This is a genomic window from Saccharopolyspora sp. NPDC045839 (genome assembly GCF_056431645.1).
In genome coordinates, this window is sequence record NZ_JBWKKH010000028.1 from 19,274 (window position 1) to 36,617 (window position 17,344).

Annotated in this window: 7 protein-coding genes; all 7 read left to right on the top strand. The window is 71.5% G+C overall.

Going from position 1 to position 17,344, the window contains the following annotated elements; all coding sequences use genetic code 11:
• The first annotated feature begins 302 nt into the window (after window positions 1-302).
• Genes AC07EQ_RS31125 through AC07EQ_RS31155 form a run of 7 tightly spaced genes read left to right on the top strand, consistent with a single transcriptional unit; the run spans window position 303 to window position 17,245 of the window.
• The gene (locus tag AC07EQ_RS31125; RefSeq protein ID WP_478391432.1) at window positions 303-890 is read left to right on the top strand and encodes a YbaB/EbfC family nucleoid-associated protein; all 588 of its coding nucleotides are present in this window, start codon (window positions 303-305) and stop codon (window positions 888-890) included.
• Window positions 891-934: 44 nt separating this feature from the next.
• Window positions 935-1,231, top strand: a complete 297-nt coding sequence (locus tag AC07EQ_RS31130; RefSeq protein WP_478391433.1) for an ESX-1 secretion-associated protein — start codon at window positions 935-937, stop codon at window positions 1,229-1,231.
• Window positions 1,228-8,160: a WXG100-like domain-containing protein gene (locus tag AC07EQ_RS31135; RefSeq protein WP_478391434.1), complete on the top strand. Its 6,933-nt coding sequence runs from the start codon at window positions 1,228-1,230 to the stop codon at window positions 8,158-8,160. Before AC07EQ_RS31130 ends, AC07EQ_RS31135 begins: the two co-directional genes overlap by 4 nt.
• Before the next feature lie 3 nt (window positions 8,161-8,163).
• Window positions 8,164-9,402: an ADP-ribosylglycohydrolase family protein gene (locus AC07EQ_RS31140; protein WP_478391435.1), complete on the top strand. Its 1,239-nt coding sequence runs from the start codon at window positions 8,164-8,166 to the stop codon at window positions 9,400-9,402.
• A gap of 16 nt (window positions 9,403-9,418) precedes the next feature.
• Window positions 9,419-11,605, top strand: a complete 2,187-nt coding sequence (locus tag AC07EQ_RS31145; RefSeq protein ID WP_478391436.1) for an ADP-ribosylglycohydrolase family protein — start codon at window positions 9,419-9,421, stop codon at window positions 11,603-11,605.
• A gap of 19 nt (window positions 11,606-11,624) precedes the next feature.
• Window positions 11,625-15,605 (top strand): ADP-ribosylglycohydrolase family protein, encoded by a 3,981-nt coding sequence (locus AC07EQ_RS31150; RefSeq protein WP_478391437.1) that lies wholly within the window; start codon window positions 11,625-11,627, stop codon window positions 15,603-15,605.
• Complete coding sequence (locus AC07EQ_RS31155) at window positions 15,602-17,245, top strand: TNT domain-containing protein (protein WP_478391438.1); 1,644 nt, start codon at window positions 15,602-15,604, stop codon at window positions 17,243-17,245. The genes AC07EQ_RS31150 and AC07EQ_RS31155 overlap by 4 nt, the downstream gene beginning before the upstream one ends.
• Window positions 17,246-17,344 lie beyond the last annotated feature (99 nt).

Below are 17,344 nucleotides of genomic sequence, written 5' to 3' on the forward strand. Positions count from 1 at the left end.
CTCATCTGCGAGAACGCGGCCGGCAGAGACCTTTGTCCTGCTTTCTTCTGTCCTCCCCCCCCCCCCCCCCCCCCCCCCCCCCCCCTGCGCTTTCCGGACATATGCGGCCGTGCTTTGCGGTCGTGATCGTCACTACACGGGAAATCCCGCAGATCCGACCCGGCCTCGCGCGCGCGGTTGATACGGTTCCCGCCGGACGAGATCGAGTGGGAAACCGTGCCAGGGCCAGGGGAACGCGGGTTGTCGCCGGATGGTGGCGCAGCGTTCCTGCCGGTGCGCGGTGGAGCGGTTCGGGGGACGGGTTGCCTGAGGACGACTTCGGACGCGACATCGGCGCGGCCGAGCGGATGGTTCGCGATTGGCAGGAGCGGGCCACCGAGAAGGCCGAGAAGTTCGGCCGGATGCAGCAGGAGATCGAGCAGATCTCGGTGACCGAGACCTCCCGGGACGGCGCGATCGAGGTGACGGTGAACTCCGCCGGCATCCTGCAGGGCCTGCAGCTGTCCGAGAACGCCGGCAACCGCCCGATGGCGAAGCTGGCGGCCGAGATCATGCGCGCCGTGCAGACCGCGCAGGCGAAGGTTCCCGAACTCATGCAGCAGGCCGTGGCGGGCACGGTCGGGCTGGAGGATTCCGCCGCGCAGCACGTGCTGGGCCAGGCCCGCAAGTACTTCCCGGAGATGCCGGAGGACGAGGAAGAACCGCAGAAGCAGGGTTCCGGCCTGCAGGAGTTGCGGTACGGCGTCGAGGACGACTACGAGGAGCCGCAGCAGCGGCGCCAGCCCCCGGCCCCGCCCCAGCGCCCGGCCGCCCCGCCGCAGCAGCCGCCGTCGCGCCGTCGCCCGGACGACTTCGACGACGACTTCGGCGGCGGCTCCTTCCTGCGCTGATCCTGCCGAGCCGACCCGAGGGACCCTTTGCGATGCCGGACGAGATGAACGTCGTCATTGAGAACCTGCGCACCCATGCGTCCAAAGTGGATGGTGTGGTGGACCGGCTGAACGTCGCCATCGACGCGTCGCAGCAGGTTTCGCTGGACAACGACGCGTACGGGATCCTCTGCCGGCCCTTCGCCTGGATGCTCGACCCGGTGGAGCAGCACGGCGTCCAGACGCTGCGGAAGGCCGTCGAGGCGATGCAGGAGGTCGCCGAGAACGTGCGCGGCGCCGCGGAGGAATACCAGTCCGCCGACGACGCGGGTAGCGACGTGATCGGCGGGATCGAGGTATGAGCAACCCGCTCGTCGCGCAGCAGAAGGAGAATCCGGACGGCCCCGGCCCGCTCACCGCGGGCACCGGCGACGCCGGGTGGGGCACCGGGATCGGCATCGCCGAGTCCATCAACGACGTCTCCTCGCTGAACGACGGTTCGAGCTGGGTCGAGAGCGGGCTGGCCTACGGCGGGCTGGCGCTGGAAGTCGTCAGCATCGCCACCGACCCGATCGGCACCCTGCTGTCCTACGGCCTGTCGTGGCTGATCGAGCACGTCGAGCCGCTGAAGGAGGCGCTGGACTGGTTCGCCGGCGACCCGGACGGGGTCAAGGCGTACGGCGAGACCTGGGCCAACGTCAGCAAGGCCGTGGGCGAGGCCGCCACCCAGTACAACGACGCGGTCAAGGCCGACACCGCGCAGTGGACCGGCGCGGCCGGCGACGCCTACCGCCAGCAGGCGGGGGAGAAGGGCGAAGCCCTCGCCGGCGCCGCGGAACTCGCCAACACGATCAGCACCGTGGTCACGGTGATGGGCGAGGTCGTCTCGTTCGTCCGCGAATTCGTCCGCGACCTGGTCGCCGACTGCATCTCGCGGCTGATCACCTACGCGCTGGAAGCGCTGGCCCCGCCGGGCGTCTCGCTGGCCTGGGTGGTGCCGCAGGCGGTCTCGTTCATCGCCAGGACGGTCGGCAAGATCACCGAGATCGTCACCAAGCTGATCAAGACGATCAGCAACGTGGCGCCGAAGCTGGCCAAGCTGGTCGAGGTCTTCGGCGACATCATGAAGGCCCTCGGCAAGCTGGGGAAACGAGCGGCCGACGGCGTGAAGACCGCGGCGACCAACGTCGGCAAGGTCGCGGACAAGCTGGACGTCGCGGGCAAGCTGGGCGACAAGCTGGCGGAGAAGACCTGGAAGAAGGTCGACGACGTCTTCGGCACGGACGTCGTCGGCAAGCGCAACGCCAAGTTCGGCGGCCCGGATGCGCCGGGCGGCGGCTCGGACGGCGAGAGCGACAGCGGCTCGTCCGGGACCGGGCCGGGTTCCCCGGGGTCCGGCTCATCCGGGACGGGCTCGGGTAGCGGCTCGGCGGGGGACGGGACTGGTTCGACCGGCGACGGCTCCGGTTCGGCGGGCGACGGAACGGGTTCCGGCTCGTCCGGGACGAGTTCGGGTAGCGGCTCGGCGGGCGACGGTTCCGGTTCGACAGGTGGCGGAACGGGATCGGGCAGCGGCTCGACTTCGAGCCTCGCGGGCAGCGGCACGAGCGGTTCCGGCTCCACGTCGACGGGCGGCGGAACCGATGCTCCCGGCTCGGGCTCCCACGGCGGTTCCGGTTCGTCGCCGGACGGCTCGGGTTCGCATGGCTCTTCGCCTGATGCCGGTGGTTCCGGCTCCTCGTCGAACGGCTCGGGTCCACAAGGCTCTTCGACCGGCACGCACGGTGGTTCCGGCTCTTCGCCGGATGGTTCGGGTTCGCACGGCGGTTCCGGCTCCTCGTCCGATGGTTCCGGTTCGCACGGCGGTTCCGGCTCTCCCAGTGCGTCGAGCGGTCCGGATTCCCCGCGTAGCGGCGTCGATTCGAGTTCGCACGCGCCGGAATCGTCCGGTCGCAGCGCGGACGCCGGCTCCGGCGGGCAGGCCGATGCGCCGCGAAGTGCGTCCTCGACGGACACCGGATCGAGCGGCCATGGCGGCGCGGACACGCGGTCCGCAGCCCCGGAAGGCGGCCCACGCACCGCATCGGTTTCGGATGGAGCACCGTCCGGTGGCTCCGGTTCTGGAGCGCACTCCGGTGGCGGCACCGGGGGCGGCTCGGCCGCGAACCTCGGCTCGGGCGGTGGATCGCCGCACATCGGTGGTGGCTCGGGTGCCGGCTCGCCGCACGTTGGTGGTGGTTCGGGCGGTGGCCCGGCTCCCACCGGCAGCGGCTTCGGTCCGGACGTCGCGAACCGTCCGCCGTCGACCCCGGCGCACACCTCGACCGCCGGCGTGAGCGCGCCGGAACGACCTGCCGACATGGGCGTCGGCGCACCGCCGCCCAACGCGCCATCGGCACGTCCGGACCAGCCCGCCGGCGGCGGAGCCACCGGCGGTGGAGCCGCGGGTGGCGCGCCGGGAGGCGCACCGTCGTCCTCGCCAGGCGGCAGCCGTCCGGGCTCGGGCGGTGGCTGGACGGGCACGCCCGGAAGCCCCGGCGCAGCCGGGCGAAGCATGCCCAGCGGACGCGCCCCCGAGGCGCCGCGGCCACGCGGCCCCGAGGGCGCCCCGGCGAGGAGCGGACCGGCGCAGCCGGACGCGCCGCACCGCCCCGGCGGAGCCGGTCAGCGCCCTGCGCAGCCGGGAAGCCCCGTAGGGGCGCCGCGGGCCGACGGCCCGGCAGGACCGGCCCGGCCCGGCGGGCCGGGAGGTCCGGCGCATGCGAACGGGCCCGGACAGCCCAACGGCCCGGCGCGCGCGGATGCCCCGGCGAACCCGAACGGCCCGGCACGGCCCGACACTCCGATGCGCCCGAACGGTCCCAGCGGATCGGCACACCCGGACGCCCCGGCCAGGCCGAACGGCCCGGCTCGCCCGGACGGCCCGAATGCCCCGGCGCGGCCCAACGGTCCGACTGGTCCCCAAGCCGCACCACGCGCGGATGCCCCGGCGCGCCCGAACGGCCCGATGCGTCCAGACGCATCGAACGGCACACCGCGTCCGGACGCCCCGTCCCGCCCCAACGGCCCGACGAGTCCGGACGCCCCGGCGCGGCCAAACGGTCCGATGCGTCCAGACGGTCCCGCGCGTCCGGATGCCCCGGCGCGCCCGGATGGTCCGAACAGCTCGGCCAGGCCCGACGGCCCGTCCCGCCCCGGCGGCCCCGATGGATCTGTCCGCAATGGACGGACGGACGGCGGCCCGGAGATGCCGCGCCAGCGGCAGCCGGAAACCCCGTCCCGCCTGAACGACCCGGCCGATCCGCGCCCGCAGGGCACCCATCCGGACGCCCCGCGCCCGGATGCACCCCGCGTCGAGGCGCCGCGTCCCGATGCGCCACACGTCGACGGCCCGCGCCCGGACGCACCGCACGCGCCGCAGCCGAGCCGCCCGCAGGCGGCCAGGCACGCCGACGCCGACCGCTACCCGTACGCGGACGTGAAGCACGAGGACTTCGCGCACGTCAAGGGCGAAGGCGTCCGCCACTGGGGCCCCGGCTGGCAGCAGCGGATGGCCGAGGACGCCCGGATCCGCGCCGAGTCGCTCGGCTACCACAAGCCGGACGCCCCGCACGCCCCGGAACCGGCGGCCCCGGAAGCGCCGCCGCGCTCCACTTCGGAGTCCATGGCAGCGGAGAAGCCGCCGGAGAACCCGTTCGAGCACCGCTGGAACGAGCGGGTCGGCGAGCACAAGCGGCTGGACATCTCCGACGAGCTGCGTGAGAAGCTCGGCGGCACGGGCCTGGGGATCCGCAACACGAATTCCGGCCTCTCGATGATCCGGCACTCGCGACAGGGCTACTACGGCAGCGCGGACTTCGCGCAGCGCATGCCGCGGCCGTCGGTGGACCCGAAGCGGTTCACGGTCGAGGTCCACGGCAGCCCGAACGGCGTGCATTTCAACGGCAAGGAGCTCTCGGCCAAGGAACTGGCCGAGATCATCAAGGGCGCGCCGGGGTACAAGCACGGCGAGCCGGTGCGCCTGCTGTCCTGCCAGACCGGCGCCGACCTGCCGGACGGCTCCCCGAACTTCGCCCAGCAACTGTCGAAGGAACTCGGTGTGGAGGTCCTGGCGCCCAACAAGGACGCCTGGGTCGACAACTTCGGCAACATGTACGCCAGCGGCAGCCGCGCGGAGTTCGACGTGGACGCCTCGGGCACGCCGCAGCCGCGCTTCGACGAACCGGGCCAATGGGTCAGCTTCAGCCCGGACGGAACCAAAGCGGTCCACGACAGCCCGTTCCCCCCGGGCCACGAACCGGAGTGGACCCGCTTCGGCCACCAAGCCGACGCAGCCCACCAACGCGGCTACGGCGATCAGCCGCCGAAGGAGTTCCAGCATCCGGGCGGTCCCGCCTGGGGCGGTTGGCATTCACGGCCCGACGCCTACAACGAGCCGGTCCCCGGGCACCTCATGCCGAACGGCGAGTTCGTGCCGCACGGCGAGTTCGACGTCCACGGCAAGTGGATCCCGCACGGGCAGCTCGACAACCTCAACCGCTGGGTGCCGGGACACCTGAACGGCAACGGCCAACTGGTCCCCAACGGGCACTACGACCAGAGCGGCGCGTGGGTCGCGCACGGCCGAACCGACGAGTTCGGCCGCTGGATCCCGGTCCACCGCGACGCCGACGGCTACCACGATCTGGGCCGGTTCAACCCGCAGAACCACCAGTGGGAACCCGCGGGCTACGTCGACCGGAACACCGGCCAGTTCGTCCCGAACAACCCGCCGCAGCAGGTGCCCCACGCCGGTCCGCCGCAGGCAGGACCGGGACACCAGTCGGCACCGAACTCAGGTCAGGCCCAGCAACCGCCACCAGCTGCGCCGCATTCGCAGCCTGCTCAGGCGCCGCAGCCGATGACGGCGCAGTCCGGATACGGGGCGCACCAGCAGGCCGGACAGCACCCGGCGGCACCTCAGCAATCGCCGCACCAGCAGCCGATGCAGCAGCAGGCTCCGCAGCAACCGAACTACCAGCAACCGAACTACCAGCAACCGGCTGCCCCGCACGCGGGACAACAGCCGAACTACCAGCAACCGGCCGCTCCGCACGCCTGGCAGCAACCCGCACCCCCGCACGCCGGGCAGCAGCCGTCTGCGGCGCCAAATGCCGGTCAGCAGCAGCCGATGCAGCAGCAACCGGCGCAACCTCCGCGGCAACCACACCAGCCGCCGGCTGCTGCGCCGCAGTTCGGGCAACAGCCGCCCCCTGCACGTCAGCAGCAACCCCCGGCACCCACGCCGCATGGCGCGCCGCAGCAGCAAGGGATGCGTCAGCAGGCACCCGCTGCGAATGCGCAGCAAGCGCCCCACCAGCCCAACCGACCTGCGGCAGGAGCACAACCCGCCGCTGGTCAGCAACACCAGGCACCGCAGTTCCCGGCAAGTCGGCAGCCGAGTGCGCCTCAGCAGCCCGCTGCGCCATCGGCGCGTCCGCCGGCACCGCAGCCCGCGGATGTCAGCGGTCCGCGCCCAGCGCCTTCGGCTCCGCGCCAGGCGGCCCCGCCGGTGGATGTCCGAGGCCCCCGCATGGACGGCCCGTCGTCCCAAACCAGGGCGCCATCCACCGACCCCGGCAGCCAACCGCAGACTTCGCGTCCTGCCCAACCGCCGGCAGACGTCAACGGCCCCCGGCAACCGCAATCACCGGAAGCCCCGCGCCGACCGGATTCCGCACAAGGCCAGGGCACATCGCCCCAGACACCCGCCGGCCACCGCTCGGATGCACCACCCGCCGAGACCAACGGCCCCGGGCCGAAGCCGGCCGATGCGCCGGAGCCGGTCAAACCCACGGACACGACCGCGCCGCGAACCGACCAGCAAGCCGAAAGCTGGCAGAACGACTTCGAACCGGCCCCGCAGAAGTCGCCCGAGCCCGCGGACTCGACGAGCGGCGCGGATTCGTCGGACTGGCAAAAGGACTTCGAGCCGACTCCGTCCCAGCCATCCAGCCCGTCGAACAGCCAGCACGGGGACCTGGACACCGAGACCGATGCCCCAAGCCCGAGCGACGCCACGAAGCCTGCGCCGAAGTGGTGGGAATCGGATGGCGGAAGCCCGTTCGATCCCAAGCCGGACCCGGCTTCGCGGCCGACCCCGGCACCGGATCACGATGCCGATGCCGACACGTCCAGCGGTGCGGACTCCAACCAGCAGTCGGGGACTTCGGGATCGTCGCCTTGGCAGGGCGCTGATGGGCACAGCCCGTTCGACCCGCCCAAGTCGGGCCCGGACACCCCGCACACCGGTGAGTCGGCGGGTTCCCCCGGGCCTGGTCTGAGCGCTCGCGAGTCGTGGGCCAGGATGGACGTCACCCCGACGCACACCTTGGGCCACAACTCTGGCGGCGGAAGCCTCGGCTCTTCCCCGGACAGCCCGTCGACGAGCCTCTCGGACTTCGACGGGCCGGCCACCACGCACGAGCCCCCGGTGCGGTCCAAGATCGAGGACCTCCTGGGAGGTCCAGGCGACTCGCCCAGCGGTCCGACCACCCATGGGCCCGACCTGGGCACGCACGCTCCAGATGCGGTCCCGCACGCGCCTGACCTGGGTGGGCACGACCCCGACCTGGGTTCGCGCGCGCCTGAGTCCGAAAAGCCGGACGCGCTCGAAGTGGTCGGCGAGCAGCGTCCCGACTTCCGGGCTACCGAGGCGGATCGTCAGGTATACCGGGAACGCATCGAAAGAAGCCGGTTGCGCGGCACGACGTTCGAGGAGAGCGTCGCCAAGCTGCGCGCGGAGTACCCGCAATTGGCGCATCTCCCCGACGTCGAAGCGGTGGCCTTCCGCCGCTACGTGGGCGAGGATGCGATGCAGATGAATCATGCGCTGCGGACCCTGGACAAAATCGACCTGGAGTACCTGGCGCCGGAGATCAAGGCCCTGCGCAGCGCCCTCAACCAGATGCCGGACTACGCGGGCTCGACCGCTTACCGGAACATCAGCGTCGAACCGCAAGACCTGGACTCGCTGTTGGAGCGCTACAAGCCAGGCGGCATGGTTACGGAAAACGCGTTCACCAGCGCAAGCAAGGATGCTCCGCTCGACCAGTTCGGCAAGGTGGACGGTAGGCATCGGGTTCAGTTCGTCATCGACAACCCCCGCTATGCCAAGGATCTGGAGTTCATGAACCCGGATGAGCGGGAAATCCTGTGGCCGGACGGCAACCGCTTCGAGGTCTCGAAGCAGTATTTCGACCCTGAATCGGGCGAGTGGAAGATCCACCTGATCGACCGCGGGAGGGAGTGAGCGATGGATCAGCATCAAGGGCCGAGTGCGGCGCTGACCGGGAAGGTCGCGGAATTGTTGACCCTCGACGAGCAGGTCGTGCTGGAGACCCGCGGTCGGTCGGACACGACGACGGACTACGAATGGCGCAACGGTGAACGCGTCATGGGTTACTGGGATGTCCAGCGCGTGCGGAGGGTCTTCGGGCGCAGCAGTGACGAGTTCTGCCAGGAACTGCGTTACGACAAGACCATCAAAGACGCGTCCTTGTTCTACGGGATCGGGATGCATTTCCCGTTCGCGGCGTTGGAGTCCGTGCTGGCCGACATGGTCGTGCACGGACGGCTCTCCTCGTCGACCCAGATGACGCTGTTCTGCCTCGACGCGGTGGTGCGCACGGAGACCTGGCTGCGTCAGACGAAGAGGCTGATCCCGCGCACGATCAGCCTGCTGGGCCTGCTGCGATGGCTGCACACCCAGGGCGTCCCGTGGAATAGGGCCGTGACTGCGGGCATCTTGGACGAAGTCCCCGAACCGACCGGGTGGCTGATCAAGGTCCCGGAACTCTTCGAGCGTCGCGACCCGGATCCGGTGTGCATCGAGGCGCTGTCCGCATTCGCGGAAAGGGACGTGACGGGGTGGTTCTCGAAGCCGGTCAACAGGGCGCGGACTCCGTCTGCGGTGCCCAGAGCGATCGCTCTGTCGGCGTGGTCGGATATCCCGGAGCGCGTTTTCGAGCAGGCCGTCGCGAACGCATTGCTCACGCACGGACACCCCGATGCATACCTGAGCGCGGGCGCGTACGCGGTCCTGGTCAACACGGTGTTGTCCGGGGGGACGCTGGAAGACGGCATCGAGGTGGTTGCGGACGAGCTGGTCAAGTGGCCGGATGAGAACGTTCGGCGCCTGCTGGATTCCTGCACGCTGACCGGTCCGCCGCCGTCGCCGAGCGAGTTGTCAGCGCTGGTGGAGGACGGTGCGGCTCCAAACGCGCTGGCCGTCGCCGTGGTGGTCGCGGCGCGGGACAACGATTTCGAGTCCGCCGTGCGGCGCGCGGCCGAGGTCCTGCCCGCCGCGGCGCCGCTGGTCGGCGGCTTCCACGGTGCGCGAAACGGTGAGCAGGGACTTCCGCGGGAGTGGCTGGAGCGGCTGGAGCTTCGCGACGTGGTGGATCGGTTGGTCTTCGACGTCGCGGCCGTTCAGGTCGGACTGCCGGAACGGGTCTGGACACCTGACTGGGCCAGCCCCTACCCGGGGTTCTGAGCACGGGGAGTAGCAGATGAACGACAGCATCACGGCTCAGGACGAGCTGACCCCGAACGAGCGGAAGACGCTGCAGGCGTGGCGGGACATCAAGTCCCGACCGACGCTGCTCCCGATGTCGTGGTTCGAGGCAGTCGACCGCCAGGTCGGGATGGTCTTCGGGGGTGATCGGAACGATCCGCTCGCCTGGCCGCGGCGGCAATACCAGGTCCTCGGCCGGGTGATGGGCATGCTCGTCGGTGGAGCTCTGGGAGATTCCCTCGGGGCCACGGCTGAAGCGGAAGGAATCGGGACCGGGGGTGCGCTGCTGGCCGCGATCCGGTCGCGGCCGTGGCAGGCACCGAACTCGGCGGCCTTGGCCGGTGCTGTCGAGATCGCGACACGCGCCCACGCAGATCAGGGCGAGGGCGTGGACCTCGACGCTGCGTTGATGACACGTGCTCGCGACGCAGAATTCGCTGGAACTCTCGGATGTTTCGCCGCGTCCATCCCGGCCGCGCTGGTCAGCATCACCAGCCCGGACGAAGACGCGTTCCGCCGCGCTGAGGGACTGGCCCAACTGCTCAGCGAGCCCCCGGAGGAATGCGCCAGTGCGGGCGTGTTCGCCGTGGCGCTCGTACGAGCGCTCAACGGCCAGAATCTCCGCCTCGGCCAGATCTCCGAGCTACTGCTGGAGCAGCTGGGTACTGAGCACGCTGAGCTCCGCCGCAGGCTGGAATACCTTGCGACGGTGCGCGAAGACGCCAACGAGCAGCGGATTCTCGCGGAGCTGGGCGACGGCTCCTCCGGACCGGAGGTCGTCTCCCGGGCGCTCTGCCTCGGAGCTCGCAACACCGGCGGATGGGCCGAGGTCCTCCACGCCTTCGCCGGAGGGACCCGGTCCCGCAATGCGCAGGTGTCCGGTCTGCTCACCGGCGCGCGAGACGGCGCGGAGGCATTCCCGCTGCTGTGGCGCCGGAAACTCGAACCTGCCGGCCTGCTCGAATCCGTCGCGGGAACTTTCATGACCGAATTCGGTCCGGACGAGGTGAGAATCACCCCGCAACCCGATGTCCGAAATGAGAACTCCCCGTCGCAGCCTGCTGCCCCTGCTCCGGCTGAGCCTCCGCAGACCTTGGACCCCCACGAGCGGTTCATCGGTTCGATGGTCGCCGGTGCGATGGGCGATGCTCTTGGGTTTGCCATCGAGTTCCATGACATCGGGATGATTCGGCGGGATCACGGGGATGCCGGGCTCATTTCCCCGGTGCTTCGCGACGGCGTCGCTCAGGTCTCCGATGACACGCAGATGATGCTGTTCACCCTCGAAGGGCTCATCCGGGCTCATGTCGCTCGGCGGATCAATCCGACCGACAACGATCCCGTTCCCGAGGTTCAGCACGCTTATCAGCGGTGGTTCCACACGCAGAGCCAGCCGTGGGATCGCGCCGGCGGGCCCTATGCGCAGCACCTGCAGCAGCCCGATGGGTGGCTGATCACCCATCCTGAGCTGTTCAGCTCGCGGGCTCCGGGGAGCACCTGCATGTCCGCCCTCGCCAACTTCGCGCGGACGCATCAGCACGCGACTCCGCAGTTCAAGATCAACGACTCGAAGGGCTGCGGCGGCGTCATGCGTGCCGCGCCGGTCGCGGTGTGGTCCAACGATCCCGCCGAGGTCTTCTACGCGGCCGTCGGAACCGCCGCGCTGACGCACAGCCACCCCAGCGGCTACCTCTCCGCCGGCGTGCTGTCAGTGATCGTGCACCAGCTGATCCGCGACGTGCCCTTGCCGGAGAGCGTCCGGATGGCCCGGGATCTGCTGCTGCGGTGGCGCGGGCACGAGGAGCAGCTGAAGTTCCTCGACGCCGCCGTCGAGCTGGCGAAGAAGGGCGCCGTCAGCCCCGAGGAGATCAAGGACACACTCGGTCAGGGGTGGGTCGGGGAGGAAGCTCTCGCGATCGGGCTCTACGCCGCGCTGGCCACCGATAACTTGAGGGACGCGCTGCTGTTGTCCGTGAACCACTCGGGGGACTCCGATTCCACGGGGATCGTGTGCGGCAACATTGCGGGGGCTCTTTACGGGGCTCGGGCCGTTCCTCCGGAGTGGCTCGCGTCCCTGGAGCTGCGCGAGCTCGTCGAGACGCTGGCCAAGGATGCGCTGGTCGAGTTCAGCCCCGGGCCGCCGACCGATCCGGGGTGGACCCGGCGGTACCCCGCCTGGTGACCATGAGGGAGACATCGCGATGACCGACGCTCAACCGCCGCAGCTGTCGTGGGCCGAACGATTCCGCGGCGCCATGCTCGGCGGGGCCGTCGGCGACGCGCTGGGCGCCGGCGTGCGCAACACCAGCACCGCCGAGCTCCAGCAGTGGTTCGGTCCGCAGGGCGTCGTCGACTACCTGCCCGTTTTCGGGCGGCGCGGCGCGGTCAGCGATCTGACCCAGCTCACCGTGTTCACCATGGAAGCCCTGCTGCGGGCGAAGGCCGCGAACCCGGGCGGCAACGGGTGGTTGCCGACCGAGTTCGTCTTCACCAACTACCTGCGTTGGCTGCACACCCAGGGCGTCCCGTGGGATTACGCGATGTCGGCGTACCTGTCGACGGAACCCGCGCCCAACAGCTGGTTGCTCGAACGGCCGGAGCTGTACTCGACCCGCAACCCGGAGGGCCCGGCGATTTCCCTGCTCGGGCGGATGGCCCGGCAGTCCCCGCTCGGCGCCGACGGCCTGCTGCGTCCGCCGACCGGCATCGACGGTTTGGCGGGCTGCGTGGCCTGGGCCGCGCCGGCCATGGTGTGGTCGAACGCGCCGGAGGCCGTGTACTCGACCGGCGCCGCGACCGCGAACCTGTTCACCTCCGCACCGAACTCCGTCAGCGCGGCCGGCATGCATGCCGACGTGCTGGCCCAGCTGATCCGCGGGGTGCCGTTGTGGGACGCGGTGACCGCATCCGATCGCAACCGGCTCGGCAGCGCGTACCAGGTCCGCGACGTCCCCGCCGACGTCCGGCGGACCGTGCACGCGGCGATGTTCGTCGGGCAGCGGGGCGTTCGCCCTTCCCCTTCGGACCTCGACATCGAGTTCGACACCCACAACAAGCCCGGCGAGCTCGGCATCGCGCTGGCCGCGGTGGGCAGCACCCGGAACTTCGCCGACGCGGTGCGGGTCGCCGTGAACCAGTCCAGCGACAGCGCCGTCACCGGCGCGCTGGCCGGGCAGCTCGCCGGCGCGATCTACGGGCCGGGCGGGATTCCCGCGCAGTGGGGCGAAGAACTCGAACTGCGCGAGGTCATCGAGATCCTCTGCGCGGACGCCACCGAAGCCTTCGCGCCGCCACCGCCGCCGCAGTGGGCCCAGCGGTACGCGCCGAACAACCGGTCGTTCGGCGGCCCCCGGGAACTCGCCGCCGGCACGCCGAACACCGTCGAAGGCTCCGCCGAGCAGACCATGATCATGCCCGCGATCGCGGCCGCGCCGGACGACGCCGTCGACACGCCCCCGCAGGGCATCCCGCCGCAGAGCGCGCGCTCGGAGAACATCGGGGCGCCGACGTTCCCGGCGGCCCGCACCGAACCCCGGGTGGAATTCACGGCGACCGACCCGTCGAGCACCGGCCCGATCCCGGTGCCGCGCCTGCTGTCGAACGGCGCCCCGGTCGAAACCACCGCGGTGTTCCCGGCGGTCGACACCCCGGCCGAGCCCGAGCAGGCCGACGCCGAGCCGCAGATCGGGGCCTTCCCGCCGCTGGCCGCTCCGCGCGCCGCGGCTCGGGCCCCGGAAGTCCGCGCGACGCCTGCCGAATCCCCGGCCGAGCCCGATTCGGCCCCGGACGAGACGCAGGCCTCGGACCACGACTTCGGGCGGATCGTCGTGCCGGAGCCCGACGACATCGCCGCCGAGCGACCTGCCGATAGCGCGGAGGTCGCTATCGGTGCCGTGGAAGAGGACGCCGCCGAGCAGGGGTTGAGCGTCGCCGACACGGCGCAGGAGCCCGCGATGTCCACATCGCTGGGAGCCTTCGCAGAGGACTTTTCCGCCGAAGACCAGTCCGTCGCCGCTCCACCGGTCGAGCGCGAGCCGGTCGACATGGAGCCGCCGTCGCGCGCACCGATCGACCTCGAACCGGCCGATTTCGGCACGATGCCGGGCGAAGACCTGGCGGACCCGTTCGCCGCGGACGCCGACCCGGCGGAAGCCGACGAACCGGAGGCCGATGGGGCGGTCTTCCCGTCCTTCGCGGAGTCCTTCCCGGCGGAGGTCGAGCCGGTGGAGCCGCTGGGGCTGTCCGACGCATCCGATGCCGGAGAAGCGCGGGCCGACGAGCCAGTGCTCGGCCCCGACCACATCGCCCGGCCGAGCATCTTCAAGCCGGTCGTGGGAGACACCGCGGTCGAGGAAGCCGAACCGGAGCCCGCCGAGTTCGAATCGGTGGAGGCGTTCGACGCCGACCCGGTGGAGCCCGGAGAGCCGGACGGCATCGAACCCGTCGCGGCGGAGGCCGGGACCGAGCCGTTGGGCGCCGATCACATCGCCCGCCCGAGCCTCGCCGAACCCACCGCGCCGGCAGCCGCCGAGCTTGCAGACGTCGTGCTTCAGGACGCAGAGCCCGAAGATGCCGTGTCCGAACGCGCCGCGCTCAAGGACGTCGTGCCCGACGACGAGTCCGAAGATGTCGTGCCCGGAGACCCTGTGCCCCAAGACGCCGTGCTCCAAGACGCCGTGCTCCAGGACGCCGTGTTCCAGGACGCCGTGCTCCAGGACGCCGAGCGCGAAGAGGTCGACCTCCAGGACGCCGTGCCCGAAGACACCGAGCCGGAAGTGCAGGCCGAGGTCGGCGAGCGCGAACCGGAGACGCCGGACGTCGTCGAGGCGCTGCAGGCCGAACCGAAGCCCCCCGAGCCCGCGGCGGCGGTGCCGCCGATCGTCCGCGGCGAGCACGCCAAGGCCGACCGGCCCGACGACAGCGCGCCGTCGCTGACGGAGCGGGTGCTGGGCTGCTTCCTCGGCGGGGCGCTCGGCGACGCCCTCGGCGCCGACCTGGAGTTCATCACGGCCGAGGAGATCACCAAGCGCTTCGGCCCCGACGGGCCGAGCGGCCTGCGCGAGGCGTACGGGGTGCACGGCGCGATCACCGACGACACCCAGATGACGCTGTTCACCGCCGAGGGCCTGATCCGCGGCAGCGTCGCCGCCCGGATGCTCGGCGTCGAGGACCCGCTGCCCGAGGTCCAGCTGGCCTACCAGCGCTGGCTGCACACGCAGGGCGTCGAGTGGGATGCCGCCGCCGGGCGGTTCCTCGCCGACTACCCCGCGCCCGACGGCTGGCTGATCGAGGTGCCCGGCCTGTTCAAGACCCGGGCCCCCGGCAAGACCGTGTTCCGCGCGCTGGCCCGGTTCGGCGACGGCCACCCGGCCGGCTCGTTCACCGAGAAGATCAACGACTCGAAGGGCTGCGGCGGCGTGATGCGCGCCGCCCCGGCCGCGCTGTGCTCCACCGATCCCGCCGAGGTGTTCCGGCTGGCCGCGCGCACCGCCGCGCTGACCCACAGCCACCCCGCCGGCTACCACTCCGCCGGGGCGCTCGCGGTGATCGTCCAGCAGGCGCTGCTCGGCCGCGGCCTCGACGACGGCGTGTGGCTGGCCCTGCAGGTCCTGGAGACCTGGGAGGACCACGAGGAGACCAGCGCGATGCTGAAGGCCGCCGTGGACCTGGCCGAGGCCGGTGTGCCGACGCCGCAGCAGGTCGCCGAGACGCTCGGCGGCGGCTGGGTCGGCGAGGAGGCGCTGGCGATCGCGGTGTGCGCGGCGCTGGTCGGCGGCGAGGACGTCGAGCTCGCGCTGCGGATCGCCGTGCACCACGACGGCGACAGCGACTCCACCGGTGCGATCTGCGGGAACATCGTGGGCGCGCTGCTCGGCGTCGGCGCCCTCCCGGTCGACTGGCTGGCGGAACTGGAGCTGCGCGACGTCGTCGAGCAGGTGGCGCTGGACTGCGTCGCCGAGTTCGGCCGGGGCGCGTTCCAGCCGGGGCCGGCCGCGATCGAGCCGCCGACCGACGAGGACTGGAACGAGCGCTATCCCGCACGCCCGCAGTGGTCGGTTCCGGAGCCGGCTCTGCGGACGGCCGGTGATGAGCCCGCCGCGGAGTTCCCGGCGCCCAAGCCCGCGCCGCGCCGCATCAACGGAGTCGTTCGAACCGAGACCTTCGAGGGGGAGGGCAAGTGATCCTCGGTACGCACATCCCGGGGTTGTACGGCGTCATCGACGGCGAATCCCAGCTGGTGATTGACCTGCGGGACGGCGGGGCGCGGATCAACGGCAGGCCGGATGCGATCCCGGTCGAGCAGGTGACCGCGGTGTTCTTCGAGCAGGAGGACGACGCCCACCCGGTGCGCCCGCAGTTCCCGGCGCCGGCGTCCTACGGTTCGGTGCCGGACCGGTCGGCGTTGCGGCAGGAACTGGTCGACTCGCTGCACGGCGCGCTCGCCGCCGCGCTGCCGGAAGGCTGGCGCGAGGCCCGGGTGAACTGCACGGCCCTGGGCACCCGGATCGAGATCACCGCGACCGTCACCACCGACGAAGAGCACCAGTGGATCCCGGCGCAGGAGGTCGTCGACGCGCTGCGCGGGCTCCGCAACGTCGAGTACCGCCCGGACACCGGTGCGTGGACCACGGCGAGCATCGCGATCAGCCGCGACGGCGCCGACTACCTGACCGGGCACGATTCTCCACAGTGGACGCGTGCCGACGAGGGCTTCCGCGCGTACTACGACGAGCTGCGCTTCTACCCGCGGACGACGGCGCCGGACTGGCTCTTCGAAGCCGCGTGGCAGCACCACGCGGACAACCGCGGCGGCTTCGAGGTTCCCGCCCCCGTCGGCATGGTCCAGGTCTTCGACGGCCTCGGCGCCGACGACCGCCCGTTCGCGCACCGGCCCGCGCTGTCGTGGGCGGAGAAGCAGGCGGTCCTCGACTACCTCTACGGCGGCGAGATCCTGCTGTCGGCCCCCGGCACCTCGGCGGACGAGGTGGACCCGCAGCAGCCGCCGGAGGTGCCCAAGCAGTTCCACACCGACGGCACCTGGGTGTGGCCGCTGGCGATGGCCTACTACCTGGGCGTGCACGACATCGCGCCGCCGCGCGACTTCCTCGAGCACGTCAGGCGCAACGGCCACCGGCCGCCGGAGGTCGTCGCCGAGCGCGCTGCGGCGGAGGCCAAGGCGCTGGTGCTGGGCGCCGACGCGGACGCCCTGGAGAACGTCCCGCCGGCCGAAGCGATCGAGCTGGCCAGGGGCTTCATCGGCGCGATGGGCATGAGCCGCCGGTTCTACAGCTTCGAGCAGCCCGTCGAGGGCGGCTGGTGCATGCTCCGCGAGCTCGACGGCTGGTGGGCGGTGTTCTGCGTCGACGGCGGCGCGGTCAAGAACAAGTCCCGGTTCCCGGAGCCGTTCGCCGCCGCCGCGCACCTGATCGGCGCGATGGCGCTGACCCGGGACCAGTTCCTGCGCGCGCCCGACGAGCCGCTGGCCGACTTCGAGTGCCCGATCCGGCCGCTGCCGGGCGAGCCGCCGCTGGACGCCTACGACGACAAGTTCCTCGTCGACCTGCGCGCGGGTGACGAGGTCGACAGGTTCGGCGACCCGGCGGGCAACACGGTCTTCGTCGCGGGCACGACGCTGCCGCAGCGATCCGCGCCGCCGCAGCAGCCGGCCGGGGACTACCGCAAGTACCGGGTCCGCACCGGGTTCCAGGTGATCTCCGGCGTGGCGAAGCCGGACTTCGGCCAGGTCGGCGGCGGCACCGCCTTCGTCCTCCCGGCGGACCTGCGCGCGCTGGTCGCGGACGGCCGGCTCGCGGAGGTCTGACCAAACAACCGCAACGACCAGCGGAAACACCTCCGCTCACCGGCGTCCGTTTGGGCCATCCGGGGGCGTGGACGAGGACTCGCCGCCGGTACGCTCCAT

What these genes read in the sequence shown, in the direction of transcription:
- AC07EQ_RS31130 (WP_478391433.1), top strand. Translation starts at nt 935, where the DNA reads ATGAACGTCGTCATTGAGAACCTGCGCACCCATGCGTCCAAAGTGGAT.
- AC07EQ_RS31135 (WP_478391434.1), top strand. Translation starts at nt 1,228, where the DNA reads ATGAGCAACCCGCTCGTCGCGCAGCAGAAGGAGAATCCGGACGGCCCC.
- AC07EQ_RS31140 (WP_478391435.1), top strand. Translation starts at nt 8,164, where the DNA reads ATGGATCAGCATCAAGGGCCGAGTGCGGCGCTGACCGGGAAGGTCGCG.
- AC07EQ_RS31145 (WP_478391436.1), top strand. Translation starts at nt 9,419, where the DNA reads ATGAACGACAGCATCACGGCTCAGGACGAGCTGACCCCGAACGAGCGG.
- AC07EQ_RS31150 (WP_478391437.1), top strand. Translation starts at nt 11,625, where the DNA reads ATGACCGACGCTCAACCGCCGCAGCTGTCGTGGGCCGAACGATTCCGC.